Genomic DNA, 13,959 nt, shown 5'->3' on the forward strand with positions numbered 1-13,959 from the left:
GGAAACATGAACGGAGAGAATGCTTCGGAACAACTAAATGAAAGAGTTATTCAGCTTTATAGTGAAGGCAAATTTACTGAAGCAATAGAGATTGCTGAAAAAGCATTAACTTTAGCTCAATCCCTTCACCCAGGCGACCATCCTCAGGTGGCAGCAAGTCTTACTAACTTGGCAACACTCTACAGATCCGAAGCACGCTACGCGGAAGCTGAACGTCTTTCCCTACAAGCGTTAGAGATGAGAAAACGCCTGTTTAATGGCGACCATCCCGATGTGGCACAAAGTCTGAACAACTTGGCAACACTCTACTACTCCCAAGGACGCAACGAGAAAGCTGAACCTCTCTATCTACAGGCATTAGAGATGACAAAACGCTTATTTAATGGCGACCATCCTGATGTGGCAGCCATTATGAATAACTTAGGACAACTCTACGATTCCCAAGGACGCTACGCAGATGCTGAACCTCTCTTAAAAAAGGCATTAGAGATGAGAAAACGTCTATTTACAGGCGATCATTCTGATGTGGCACAAAGTTTGAATAATTTGGCATTACTCTACGATTCCCAAGGACGGTACGCGGATGCTGAACCTCTCTTCCAAAAGGCGTTAGAGATGTGGCAACATCTATTTAAAGGCGATCATCCTGATGTGGCAACCATGATGAATAACTTGGTAGAAATCTACAACGTTCAAGGACTATACGCGGAAGCTGAACCTATTTGTCTACAGGCATTAGAGATGAGAAAACGCTTATTTAATGGCGACCATCCTCATGTGACAGTCAGTCTGAACACCTTGGCATCACTTTACTCTTCCCAAGCACGCTACGCGGAAGCTGAACATTTTTACCTACAGGCGTTAAAGATGTGTCAACGTCTATTTAATGGCGACCATCCCAATGTGGCAGCCATGATGAATAACTTGGCATCATTCTACGATTCCCAAGGAGGCTACACGGATGCTGCATCTCTATTAAAAAAGGCGTTAAAGATGTGTCAACGTCTATTTAATGGCGACCATCCTGATGTGGCAGCCATGATGAATAACTTGGGATTACTCTACGATTCTCAAGGATGCTACGCAGATGCTGAACCTCTCTTACAAAAGGCATTAGAGATGAGAAAACGCCTATTTACAGGCGACCATCCTGATGTGGCACAAAGTTTGAATAATTTGGCATTACTCTACTCTTCCGAAGGACGCTACACGGATGCTAAACCTCTCTTTAAAAAAGCGTTAGAGATGTGGCAACATCTATTTAAAGGCGACCATCATGATGTGGCAACCAGTCTCAATAACTTGGCAGGACTCTACGACTCCCAAGGACAATACGCGGAAGCTGAACCTTTTTGCCTACAGGCGTTAGAGATGAAAAAACGCCTATTTAATGGTGATCATCCTGATGTTGCATTCAGTTTGAATAACTTGGCATCACTCTACTCTTCCCAAGGACGCTACACGGATGCTGAACCTCTCTTCCAAAAGGCGTTAGAGATGTGGCAACATCTATTTAAAGGCGATCATCCTGATGTGGGAACCAGTCTGAATAACTTGGCAGGACTCTACGACTCCCAAGGACGCTACACGGATGCTGAACCTCTCTTCCAAAAGGCATTAGAGATGAGAAAACGCTTATTTGATGGCGACCATCCTGATGTGGCAACCAGTCTCAATAACTTGGCATTACTCTACTCTTCCCAAGGACGCTACGCGGATGCTGAACATCTCTACCAAAAGGCATTAGAGATGTGGGAACGTGTATTTAATGGCGATTATCCCAATATAGCAAGAGGTCTAAATAATTTAGCATCAGTCTACTCTTCCCAAGGACGGTATGCGAAAGCTGAACCTGTCTTACAAAAAGCATTAGAGATGACGCAACGCCTATTTAAAGGCGACCATCCTGATGTAGCCCGTAGTATTAATAAGTTGGCAGAACTGTTAGCTGGTACAAATCGACCCCAAGAAGCATTTGAAAAAATGCACGAAGCGATCGAAATGTATGAACGGTTGATTCGTAGTAATTTTGCCTTTAGTTCAGAACAAGAACGACTGCAATCTATTAAAAATAAGAGAAGCAATTTTTATGCTTTCCTATCCTTAATTTCTCAATATTTCTCCGACTCTCCCGAACAAGTCCAAAAAGCCTTAGATGTCGTTCTCAAACGTAAATCTATGACGGCGGCGGCGTTAGCCGCGTTTAATTTTGCCATCCACAGTCAACGCTATTCCCACCTAAAACCCCAGTTTAATCGCCTCCGTTCTTTGCAAGAACAACTGTATCACCGCACCTATAACCCACCCCTTCCAGATCCAGAACAACCCATAGAACTTTATCGCATTCGTTTGCGAGAGTATCAAAAAGACATTGCCGAATTAGAAAACCAATGTCAACAATTAGAAAAGCAACTCGCCGCCGAAGTTCCTGAAATTCAACTCGACCATCAAACCCTAGATCGTCGCGCCGTTGCCTTAGAATTACCCGCCAATAGCGTCTTAGTGGAATATGTGCGGTTCGATCGCTATGATTTTACAGCCGCCAAAGCTCAAAACTGGCAATCTGCCGAATATTGGGCGTTTATTTTACCCTCCCAAAATCCCGATGCGGTGCAGATGATTTCATTAGGAGAAGCGCAACCCATTGATGATTTAATTGAAAAGGTGCGACAAGTTTTATCCTTGGACAAAAATACCCCACCCCCAGAAACTAGGGCAAATAAAAAGGGTAAAACACGGGATGAAGCACTAAAAGAGCTATTAAAGAAGCATCAATATGACGCCCAAGAACCCAACGCCTTACGCGAAAAAATCTTTGATCCTCTCCTTGCTATTCTGCAACCACATCAAAACATTTTTATTGCCCCCGACTTTGGTTTAAGCCTGATTCCTTTTGGGGTTTTGCCCGTCGATGAAACCTGCCAAGAGTTATTAAGGGATAAGTATCAAATCAGTTATGTGAGTAGCGGGCGAGATGTCTTAAGATGGAAACTAGAAACAGACAGAACTGCCTCGGAATCCTTAATTATTGCCAATCCTAACTTTAACTATCCCAACCCTCCTAGTTTAACGAAATCTCAAACCGAAGGTTTAACGAAATCCGGTGTTTCTCACAGCACAAAACCCGTTTTTAAAAGCCTATCCGCAGCGGAATTGACCCCTCTTCCTGAAACAGAACCCCTAGCCCAAACCATCGCGGAAAAATTAAATATACCCAATTTATATTTAGGCGATCGAGCCCTAGAAACCCTGTTTTCTGAAACAGCCTGTCCCCGCATTTTATTAATCGCCACACATGGAGATTATGAACCAGAAGACCCCTATTTTCAATTAACTTATCAATTGCTCAACTGTCCATCAGAAGAAGAAGATAATTTACTCGCACAAAATCGGGATTTAGTCAATCCCCAACTGCTGTTAGTGATGGAAAATCAAGCCGAAACTTTTGTCAAACAAGGCAAAGAAAATTCCGCCCAATGGTTGAGAAACTTTGCTCAAAAAGTCTCAGAAGAATATAAAATCTCCCCCGCACCCAACCCCACAGAAAACCCTTTTAATCGCTTTGCCGTTGCACCCGGTAATAATGCGATGATTCGGGGTTATTTAGCCTTTGCCGGGGCAAATACTTGGCGAAAAGGAGAGGCATTACCCCCCGAAGCCGGGAAAGGAAGATTATTAGCTCAGGATATCGCGGGCATTGACTTATGGGAAAATGAATTAACGATTTTAATTGCTTGTCAAACGGGTTTAGGAGATGTCCAATCAGGAGAGGGAGTTTTTGGGCTGCGCCGTGCCTTTGCGGTGGCGGGTTGTAAGGCTTTAATTATGAGTTTGTGGTCTGTTCCTACCCGTGCATCGCTGTTATTAATGGATGTGTTTTTAAATCACGTTCAGCAGGGTTTAGGCAAGGGAGAAGCCTTAGTTAAAGCGCAAAATTATGTCCGGTCAATCACGATTAAAGAGTTACACACTTTGCCTCTAGGTCGCGATATTTTGGATGAGTTTAAGGAGAAAGCCAGTAAATTTGAAGAGTTTAGTAAAAATAACCCCGATTATCAATTGTTATCTCATCCTTATTTTTGGGGTGCATGGATTTCTCAGGGATTGGAATGAGGACAAAAAGAAGCGCTAATTCCTGATGCTTCTACGATTTTTACAAAGTTTTGCTACAACAAAAGTGTTGGGTTTGTTTCCTCCAGTATTGTGTAAGGTGCGTCGCCCTGAGATTGTCGATCTTTCTTTAGGGATTTTTCATAGCGACGCACCCTACGAATAATGTTTTTTTTTGAAAAATGGTCTTATTAGCGAAGGAATTATCGGATTTTTTGAGAGATGTTTAGTCGTGATTCAACGGCTATCTCTGAGCCATTAAATCGTTGTTCATAAATGATTTGTGAAAAAGACTTTTTTTAATGAACCGCAGAGAGCGCAGAGAGCGCAGAGAGCGCCGAACGAGGGATGCGCCCCGTACACCTTGATTTAGCGTATGGGCGATGCCCCCGTGTTCGCTTAGATTCTAAAACCGCAGGATTTAATTACCAGTCAAAATCTCTTCCAGAGCTAACTTCAGAGTTGGATACTGATATTGAAAACCGCTCGCCAAAGTTTGTTTCGGCAAAACTTTTTGCCCTTCCAAAACAACTTTAGCGCCATCTCCTAACAGCAATTCTAAAGCAAAACTTGGCACTGGCAACCAAGAAGGTCGATTTAAAACTTGTCCTAAAGTTTGGCACAATTCATTCATCCGCACCGGATTCGGCGCTGTTGCATTCAAAACGCCTTCAACTTGCGGATTTTGCAGGGCGTACAAAATTAGATCCACCACATCCTCGCGGTGAACCCAAGAAAACCACTGTTTTCCTGTGCCAATGGGGCCGCCAGCAAATAGTTTAAAAGGTGGCAACATTTTAGCCAGCGCGCCTCCCATTCCCAAAACTATCCCCAGTCGCAAAATTGCTAGCCGAGTGCCCGTATTTTTGGCAGGTTGGGCTGCTGCATTTTTGGCAGGTTGGGCGGCGGCTTCCCAGTCTTTGCAAACTGTTGCTAAAAAATCGTTTCCCGCAGGGCTGTTTTCGTCAAACTCAGCGGTTTCGCTGGTTCCGTAATAGCCGATCGCCGATGCGCTCACAAACACCGATGGTTTAGGATTAGCATTGACGATCGCCTCGACCAATTTTGCCGTCGTCAATTTGCGACTATCCAGAATCGCCTGCTGGCGCGCCGCCGTCCATCTTTCCTCCGCAATCGGCACCCCAGCTAAATTAACCACACCGTCGCAGCCCGCGATCGAATGAAGCCAATCACCAGACTCCGCCGGAGTGTAGGCGACAACTTCCAAATTTGGATAAGCTGAAGCCGGAAAAACTCGCCCAGCCTTCGCCGCATCCCTACTCAAAACCACCACTTGATGTCCCGCAGCTTGCAGCTTCTCTACCAGCCGGCTACCGACAAATCCTGTTGCTCCCGCGATCGCTACTTTCATCTTTCTTCCCGCACTTGACATGAACAGCAGTTTACACGATCGCCCAAACTTGTGTTAAATCATACAAAAATCCACAGCCTCCTCGATCGCCTCCCCACAAGCCAAGTGTATCTAGTTAAACTGATAGGGGACGCGAGGAATACAAACAATGCCTGCAAAAAAACCAAAGCTTCTAATTGCTGCCGCCATCATCGCAGCAGGTAGCGCCGCGGTGTACCTTTACTTCCACGGTTTGAGCCAACAAGTATCCAACCCTCAAGACAGCGCCAAAGTTGTACCCGACGAAGCAACGATGGCCGCCTTCATCTCCCCAAATCCCCAAGCGCTCTCAGAATTGCAGCAATTCGGCACCCCCGGCGCTCAAAAGTTGGTCGGTGCGGGTTTGAAGGCCTTTCAAGAACAAAGCTTGGCAGGCACTCAAATCGACTTTGACAGGGATTTAAAGCCTTGGCTGGGGGGGGTGATGGTTGCTTTGTTGCCCCCTGATGCTGGCGCCAAAACCGAGGCTCCTAAGCTGCTGGTTGTAGTCAGCGTCAAAAATAAAATTAGCGCTTGGAATTTTGCCAATAAATTAAAATCTCAGCCCGGTGCAACTATTCAGGAAACTGAGTATCAAGGAATTAAAATTTCAGAAATTGCAGAGCCCACCGGCAAGCGCTACAGTGTGGCTTTGCTTAACGACCAATTAGTGATGGCTCCTTTGAGAAAGCCTGTGGAATTGGCGATCGACACTTTTAAAGGATCGCCCTCCCTTGCTACCGAGAAGAGTACAAGTAAGTATTTTGCAGAGAGTGCTGGCGTTAAAAATCCGATCGCAACTGTTTACATTGCTGACTATCCAGCCGCCATGAAGCAATTGAAAGCTAATTTACCCGATGATTTCAATTTGCCTTCAACAGTGCTTTCGCAGTTCAAACAAGTCAAGTCTTTAGTAGCGGGAATAGGGGCGGACAGTTCAGGCTTAAGAATCAAAACTATCGCTCAGTTAGACCCTAAATTCGCACAGCAAAAGCCGCAATTCGCATCGAAATTGTTACCCAGATTTCCTGGTGAAACCATTGCTTTAGTAGGCGGTAAGGGAATTAATCAATTTTGGTCGCAGGCTACAGCAGAGGCAAAAAATAGCCCGGAAGTTGACAGGGGTATTGAGCAGGTGAGAAGTAGTTTTAAACGCTTGGATTTAGATGCGGATCGTGATGTTTTTGGGTGGATGAATGGGGAATTCGCGATCGGGGCGATCGGTTCGGATCGAGGTATTTTGTCTCAGTTGGGGATGGGGGCGGCGATGATTTTTGAAACGAGCGATCGCCCCGCAGCCGAAGCCACCCTCAAAAAACTCGATGCGATCGCCAAAAGCAATCCTACAGTCAGCGTCGCCCCCAGACAAATCCAAGGCAAAGAAGTTACAGAATGGCAAATACCCCAGCAAGGCACTTTATTCGGGCACGGCTGGCTGAATCAAAATTCTGTGTTTGTCGCTTTCGGAGGCCCTTTAGTCGATGTCATCACCACAGCGCCGCCAGAACCGTTAAGCAGCAGTCGGAGTTTTCAGGCGATCGCGACTTCTTTACCCCAAGCCAACCAAGGTTACTTTTATATAAATATGGAAAAAACCATGTCATGGGCTAACCGTTATTTGCTCGCAGTACAGCCAAATTTAGTTTCGCCGCCCGTCTCTGAATTTCTCAATTCTCTCCGAGGAGTCAGCGTAGCTACAACTTCCACAGAACCCACAACTGCTCAACTTGAAATGCTGTTTGCCTTCAAACCTAACAATTAGGGAACTGTTCAGTTGACAGTTGACAACAGTTGACAGTTGACAGAAGAGCGAAGTCAAAGAGTTGACAGTTGACCTGGGACAGTTGACAGAAGAGCGAAAGATAAGGGTTCCTCACTGTTGCCAAAATACCTAGATTTACCTATGATTTAGAGAACGAGTTCTAGGTATGACATGAACAGACTGATCAGTATCGGGGAATTAGCGGAACTGAAAGCAGTCAGCGTTGACACCATTAGGCGTTGGGAAAAGGACGGAAAAATTGAATCAGTCCGTACCGATGGTGGACATAGGCGTTATAGGTTGACCGATTTTGTCGAAGAGAAGTTGGGCAAGACTATTGCTTACGCTAGAGTATCTAGTCATGACCAAAAGTCCGATCTAGACAGGCAAGACGCTGTACTGTCAGCTTACTGTCTGTCTCAAGGTTGGGATTTTGAAGTGATCAGGGATTTAGGTTCCGGGATGAACTACAGGAAAAAGGGACTTCAAAAGTTGATTAATGCCCTACTGGACGGTGAAGTTGCCCGATTAGTTATTTCCCACAAGGACAGACTTCTAAGGTTTGGATCTGAACTGATCTTTGCTGTGTGCGAACATCATGGTGTTGAAGTGGTCATCTTGAACAAAAAGGAAGATGCAACCTTTGAGGAAGACTTAGCCTCGGACGTACTGGAAATCATCACCGTATTTTCGGCTAGACTTTACGGGTCACGCTCAAGCAAAAATAAAAAACTTTTGAATAATCTTGCAAAATCTGTACAAAACCTGTAAGATCTACAGGTATAACGACATTGAAGGTCGAATCAATGCCATCCCTAACCTACGTCAAAGGACTGCCCACTCCAGAGTCGGAACTAAACGCTTTGGGATTCAGTCAGATGGAGATGTTTTTAACTGCATTCGCCCCTGTTTTTAGGCTTGCTGCGACTGAAACGGTTAATCAGTTGTTGGCTTGTTCCGAATTTAACAAGTCGAAATGGAATACATACCTTCAGGCAACCTACTCTATCAATAAGCGTCACGCAAATGGCATTATCTCTTATTCCAAGGGTAAAGTTGACAGCGCTAAACAGCATCGTTCGTTGCATATCAAGACATTAACTGGCAAAACAAAGTCGATTGAAGTTTGGCTGCCGAAGGCGGAGAAAAAGCTTAAAACAGCAAACAAGTTTTACTCCAAAAAGAATTGGCCGGGCAGCACAGTAGGCTGCAATTTCCCTTTGTCTTGTTCGCTCAAGCACAAGGGAACTAATTGGCAAAACTTACGGTTTCAGATTCACAACAAAAAGCGCAAGCTTTTCTTGATTCAGAACAAGCTGGCTATTTTGAAGGTAGCACCAATCAAAGTATTCGTACCTCACAATCAAATCTTTCTTGTGGGTTCTAAGGACGAAACGCTAGGGAATGGTATCGCGCAATGGAACGGTTCTACCTTAAAGATTAGAACCCCTGCTTGTCTTGAAGAAAGTTTCGGCAAAAATGTCTCAGCCGAAATTGGCAATTTTGACCGAAATATTAATCGACTACCGACCTGCGGTGCCAAGACTTGGCATCTATTCAAGAAAGATCATAAATGGAAAGTAGCGGTATCTTTTACACCAAGCCCTGTTGAGTCCCAGTCTTTTGATCGAGCTTATGGTTGTATTGGGATTGACATGAACCCCGGCTCAATTGGTTGGGCTTGTATTGACATCGATGGCAATTTAAAATCCTCATGTCAAATTGCCTTACAAATGGGTTTACCCAATGGTGCACAGCAAGCTCAAATTGTTGATGCTTGTCTTCAGTTGGTGACGTTAGCTCTACTCTATCAATGCCCGATTGTTTGCGAGGAATTAGACTTCTCAGATAAAAAGCAGCGCCTGGGTGAAAAGAGTCGCAAATATGCCAGAATGCTCTCAAGCTGGGCATACAACGAATTTTATAAACAACTAAATGCTATTCTTGCCAATCGTGGAATTGAATTGATTACAGTCAATCCCGCATTTACAAGCATTATTGGTTTATTTAAATACCTTAAGATGTACGGGCTTGCTAGCGATGAAAGCGCTGCTTTAGTGATTGCTCGTAGAGGCATGAGACTTAGTGAAAAACTCCCAGACTCCATAACCGCCTATGTCGAGGTGAACTCGGACAAGCACGTATGGAGTCAATGGGCCGAATTAAATAGAAAGACCAAGCAATCCGGTATGGTGAATCGTAGGCACGATTATTATATCGTTTCTAACTGGAGTTTTCTGGTCAACCCTGAGCTTAGTGGAAGGGAAGCGTTCGCGCACTAGAGAAGATTTGCTTAAACTTACACCGCAGAAGTTTATACCTAGGTTTACCTAAGTTTTTAGAAGCGGTTGACCAATGACAGTTGACTAATGACAGTTGACTAATGACAGTTGACTAATGACCACGCTTCGACTTCGCTCTTCTGGCGAGATGACCAATGACTAATGACCAATGACCAATGACTCTTGACCAATGACTAATGACTAAAAAAAAAGATGCTGCCTCTCAATCGAGGGCAGCTACTTCTATAAAGCATTTTAATGTCTCTCAAAACTTCAGGGTTAACCTTCAGATGTTCCTGACTTATTCGGCAATTGCAAGTCATCAGGATCTACATAATGACAAACTGCTTTATCCATGCAAATCAATGCCCAGCCGGATTTATCAATGCTCATCAACTTGTAAGAAGCAGGCTGAATAAAGAAACCTTTGTGGTTGCGGGTTGCTGGTTTGATGTTAACGTGGCTGTCAGTGCTCATGTCCTTACAACTCCTAGTATTATGGTAGTGAATTCTGAAAACCGCTGAGCGGATTGGCAAATCGTCTAAGTCTTCAAATACTAGCACTGACTTGCTGAGTTTTCCATAAAGTTATTTATTGATTTATTACGAGATCGTAATAAACCGCAAACCAGATTTCGTCGATCCCCAACCACCGATCGACTTTTTTGCCTGGTTATGCCTCAAAAATCCACTGTTTGACCCGGGCGAGACTCTTCCAGTCGGGTTTCCGGCTTAACCCTTCTTCAAAATTTTTCTTAACTTCCTCCAGCAACTCTTCGGAAGCCATCAGGATTTGCTGAGCGATTTCTACGTGGGGGCGCACGCCTTTTTCTTTGAGGTCGAGGATGGCGACTGCTAGGTTGATGCGAGCTTGGGGGTCGTGAGGGTTCAATTTGACGGCGGTTTTCGCTGCTTTTTGAGCTGGTGCGGGCTTATTTTCCAACAGGTAGAGCCACGCGAGGCTAGCCCAGGCATTGCCATTTTTTGGGGCTTTTTCGCACACTTCTTTGAACACGGGGATGAGATTAGCAGGGGCTTCGCCAGCTTGGTAGCGATCGAAACCTTCTTTAAACAATTCTTCTGGCGTCATGCGATTTGGGATTTTCCATTTTTCGATTTGAGGTTGCTTGAAAGCAGCGGGTGGGGGACAAAAGAAGTCAATCAGAGGCTAGTGGTCGATCGCGCGCGCTATTGTCGGCGAACTTTTAGCCCTGAACTTGAGACCAATTACCCATGCCCCATTACCCGCGCTCCAAGCAATTTTCCCATTTAAGCAGAAAAAGAACTGCCGCAGCCACAAGTTTGAGTAGCGTTGGGGTTAGTGAACTTAAAACCGCCACCGATCATCGCGTCGCTGAAGTCGAGCACCAAGCCGTAGAGATAAAGAATGCTTTTGCGATCGCAAACTACCTGAAAACCCTCGTAGTCGAACACCTCATCGTCGGGTTTCACAGTGCTGGGATCTGCGAAATCCATCACGTAAGACATACCAGAACAGCCGCCCTGGCGCACCCCTACTCGCAAGCAGAGGTCTTTACCTTGTTTTTCCCGAAGAGCTAAAACTTGACGAACAGCAGAGTCCGTCATTTGAATGCCCCGCTGTTGTGAAATCGCTTGAGTCATAATTTGCCGAACTCCTAAGACTGTGCAATGCGCTTGAGTTTAATCTTATTCCTCCATTGTACAGGGCAGAAGGAAGTCATTAGTCATTCGTCATTAGTCATTGGTCAAGAGTCATTAGTCATTGGTCAAACAGGTCAAACAGGTCATTGGTCAAGAGTCATTAGTCATTGGTCAAGAGTCAGTCAACTGCTTTCGGAGTCAACTGTCAACTGTCAACTGTCAACTGTCAACTGTCCGTTGAAGGTATAATTTTTAGTTTTAAAATTTTTTTAATTCCCACAGCGCCTTCCCAGCTCGATGTCCTATCCCCCTACAGGGTTTATGATTGAGAAGCAGCGGTTGACCGGCTACGGGCACCGCAACAATGCTTCACCCAACGGGCTTACTCTATGGCAGCGCTGAATCGCTCTACTCTTCGTCGGCTACAAAACTTACCTCAAATTCCCAGCGTGTGGGAGGGCGACCGCCGACCGTTATCGAATGCTGACTCGCACATGATCCTAGAGGACGACGACGATCCGGAAGCTGATGGTGAGTGTATTCTCTGGGTGGACGGCTCTGAAGGCGTCGTGAGGGCTATGGACGTGGTAGGGCCAGATGCCGGCCCAGAGGCGATCGTCCGAGCTCTGCTGCGGGCAATGGAACATCCCCAAAGTCCGGCTCCCTCAGTCCGCCCCCAAAAAATCGTCGTCAAAAACCGAGAAATTCAATTTTACCTGCGGGGCGTGCTTCAAGATTTAGGTATTTCCATTGACTACGTACCCGAATTGCCCCTAATTGACGAAATATTTCGGGGAATGCAAGAGGTAGCTGTCAACAGGCCTCCCGAGTTGCCGCCTCAGTACGCCGAAGTGTTAATGGAAAAAGCCGCTCAAATTTGGCACGATGCTCCGTGGCGGACTTTGAGCGAACACCAAATTATATCTATTGAAATCAATCAGTGGGATGTTGCCAGCCTCTACGTGTCCGTATTGGGTCAAGGCAGAATGGATTACGGAGTTTTGTTATACCGCTCTCTAGAATCCTTGAAACGGTTTCGAGAGCGAGTCGTTAATGATGACTCTTTTCAAGATTTAGAACAGGCTTTTTTAGGACAGGACTGTTTGTTTCTCACTTTTGAAAGTGCGGGCGATTTTGATGAGGATGACGAAGAAGACCAAATTGATTTAGCTGATTTGCCTCCATCGGAAATTGAACCGAATTTTGGCAACCTGCATCCCTTAGAAGGATTGCGATCGATTCTTTACGAAGAAGAAGCCCTGACTGTGTTAGTTGCTCTAGAAGCATTTCACCGCTTTTTTCGCAACAGCCGCCGCAAATTGGGAGCAGAAATATTTCCCACTCTCAACAGCCGCTACCGCATCCCAGTTCCGCAGTCTGACGGAGAAATTCAACAAATATCCGTTAAAGTTTCGACCATGCCGGAAGTGTCAGACGAACTATTAGAGATGCTCGGTGATGACGATGATGAGGATGATGAGGATGAATTTGAAATGCCGCTGCTGCGGGACGATTTGGTGCCGCCGAATTCATTTTTGAGTCTCGGCGTCATACCTTGGGAAACGGTGGACTTTCTGCGCGCAACTGCCCAGTTTCACCAAGGTGCAGAAGTTCATATTAATGCCGAGGGAGACGGTTTGCCAGTAGTGATGATTCAAACTTCTCATCCCAAAGCGAAAACTATGATTCAGGATTTGAAAGAAGCCGGAGGAGTGAAGGCAATTTGCTTTAATCCGGGCGAAGATCCTTTTCAAGACGAGCAATACGATTTGGGTATTTTGCAAGCTAAAAATGGCGAACTCTATTTGTTTGGCGAGTTTAATGAAGACGATCCGGTGCATCAGGAAGCTCGCAAAAAGTGGGAGCGCCGCTGTAAATCAACGAACGGTTGGTGCGGTTTGGTGATTGCTAAAGGGTTGATGGGTGCTTCTCGCGGTCAGCCTCAGTTTAAGGATATGATCGCTTTGTTTGAGGTGCGCTGGGTATCTGCTAAAGACTTAGGCATTGGGCCGCTTCAGTTGATGCCGATGTTTTAGAAGAGTTGACAGTTGACAGAAGATCCCCGAGCGGAGTCGAGGGGTTGACAGTTGACAGTTGACAGTTGAACCCGCTCGCTGGTCGTTGCGGTTGACCTGGGACAGCACGAAAGAGGGAAAATGTAAAAGTAATATGTAAGGTACGCATTGTGTACCGTGATTTTTTAATTATTCAGGAGAATGATTATGTCAAATTCTACTCAAAAGCGAGAAGTGTTAGTTGCCCTTGATGCCGAACTCGCTGAGAAAATAGACCAGCTTACTGATAATTGGACGGAGGCGATCGAACAAGCTCTCCGTCTCTGGTACGCTAAGCAAATAGAAGATAAGTTGCGGAAATTTTATCAAAACCGCAGTCAAGAAGATATTCAGGATGAAAAAGAGTGGTTTGATTTTGTAGAAGAACAGATAGAGGAAGCATGGAACGCCGATGGACTCTAATTCAATAACTACAACTTATCCCCGACAAGGGGAGATTTATCTTTCTAGGGCTTTGCGTCAGTTAGGAGATACCAAAAAAAGACCTGTAGTTGTGGTTTCTCCTGACATCCGCAACGAGTTTAGTGATTCTGTGATTGTTGTTCCTTTCACAAGTAACCTTGCAGGGGTAGATAATCCTACTCGCATCTTAATTCCAGCAGGTGAGGGAGGATTGCAAGCTGATTCTTGATTCTGTTTGCGAAAATGTCTCTGCTTTGCGCCAGACTTATCTGGAACAAGGCCCTTACGGTGCAATTAGTGCGGATTTTTTGGCAA

The 13,959-nt window shown here is 45.3% G+C and carries 11 protein-coding genes; 7 read left to right on the forward strand and 4 right to left on the reverse strand.

What is annotated here, in order from left to right; genetic code table 11:
* Positions 1–6 precede the first annotated feature (6 nt).
* Entirely contained in the window at positions 7–4,113 is a 4,107-nt protein-coding gene (locus tag QZW47_RS24410) for a CHAT domain-containing protein (RefSeq protein ID WP_293132858.1), read from the forward strand.
* Positions 4,114–4,531: 418 nt separating this feature from the next.
* Here the strand turns inward: QZW47_RS24410 and QZW47_RS24415 are convergent, their stop codons facing one another.
* Positions 4,532–5,482, reverse strand: a complete 951-nt coding sequence (locus tag QZW47_RS24415) for a TIGR01777 family oxidoreductase (RefSeq protein ID WP_293132862.1) — start codon at positions 5,480–5,482, stop codon at positions 4,532–4,534.
* Between the two features lie 148 nt (positions 5,483–5,630).
* Between QZW47_RS24415 and QZW47_RS24420 the strand changes: the two genes are divergently transcribed.
* From QZW47_RS24420 to QZW47_RS24430, 3 genes are all read left to right on the forward strand, one after another.
* Positions 5,631–7,262, forward strand: coding sequence for a DUF3352 domain-containing protein (locus QZW47_RS24420; RefSeq protein ID WP_293132866.1), 1,632 nt, complete (start codon positions 5,631–5,633; stop codon positions 7,260–7,262).
* Positions 7,263–7,433: 171 nt separating this feature from the next.
* A complete protein-coding gene (locus QZW47_RS24425) occupies positions 7,434–8,033 on the forward strand; it encodes an IS607 family transposase (RefSeq protein WP_293132868.1) in 600 nt (199 codons plus the stop codon).
* Positions 8,034–8,068: 35 nt separating this feature from the next.
* Entirely contained in the window at positions 8,069–9,544 is a 1,476-nt protein-coding gene (locus QZW47_RS24430; RefSeq protein WP_293132871.1) for an IS200/IS605 family accessory protein TnpB-related protein, read from the forward strand.
* Positions 9,545–9,823: 279 nt separating this feature from the next.
* On the opposite strand, the gene QZW47_RS24435 is transcribed toward QZW47_RS24430, so the two are convergent.
* From QZW47_RS24435 to QZW47_RS24445, 3 genes are all read right to left on the reverse strand, one after another.
* Positions 9,824–10,021 carry a hypothetical protein gene (locus QZW47_RS24435; protein ID WP_293132876.1) on the reverse strand — a complete coding sequence of 66 codons (198 nt, stop codon included), beginning with the start codon at positions 10,019–10,021 and terminating at the stop codon, positions 9,824–9,826.
* Positions 10,022–10,217: 196 nt separating this feature from the next.
* On the reverse strand, positions 10,218–10,634 hold the full coding sequence (locus QZW47_RS24440) for a tetratricopeptide repeat protein (protein ID WP_293132879.1): 417 nt from the start codon (positions 10,632–10,634) through the stop codon (positions 10,218–10,220).
* 179 nt (positions 10,635–10,813) lie between these two features.
* Positions 10,814–11,167, reverse strand: a complete 354-nt coding sequence (locus tag QZW47_RS24445; RefSeq protein WP_293132882.1) for an iron-sulfur cluster assembly accessory protein — start codon at positions 11,165–11,167, stop codon at positions 10,814–10,816.
* Positions 11,168–11,556: 389 nt separating this feature from the next.
* Here QZW47_RS24445 and QZW47_RS24450 point away from each other — a divergent pair, with 389 nt between their 5' ends.
* The 3 genes from QZW47_RS24450 (at position 11,557) to QZW47_RS24460 (ending at position 13,873) form a co-directional block, all read left to right on the forward strand.
* A complete protein-coding gene (locus QZW47_RS24450; RefSeq protein WP_293132885.1) occupies positions 11,557–13,203 on the forward strand; it encodes a hypothetical protein in 1,647 nt (548 codons plus the stop codon).
* A 186-nt stretch (positions 13,204–13,389) separates the two neighbouring features.
* Positions 13,390–13,644 (forward strand): hypothetical protein, encoded by a 255-nt coding sequence (locus tag QZW47_RS24455; RefSeq protein WP_293132887.1) that lies wholly within the window; start codon positions 13,390–13,392, stop codon positions 13,642–13,644.
* A complete protein-coding gene (locus tag QZW47_RS24460; protein ID WP_293132890.1) occupies positions 13,634–13,873 on the forward strand; it encodes a type II toxin-antitoxin system PemK/MazF family toxin in 240 nt (79 codons plus the stop codon). The genes QZW47_RS24455 and QZW47_RS24460 overlap by 11 nt, the downstream gene beginning before the upstream one ends.
* Positions 13,874–13,959: the final 86 nt, after the last annotated feature.

Source organism: Microcoleus sp. bin38.metabat.b11b12b14.051 (assembly GCF_013299165.1).
Classification (GTDB): Bacteria; Cyanobacteriota; Cyanobacteriia; order Cyanobacteriales; family Microcoleaceae; genus Microcoleus.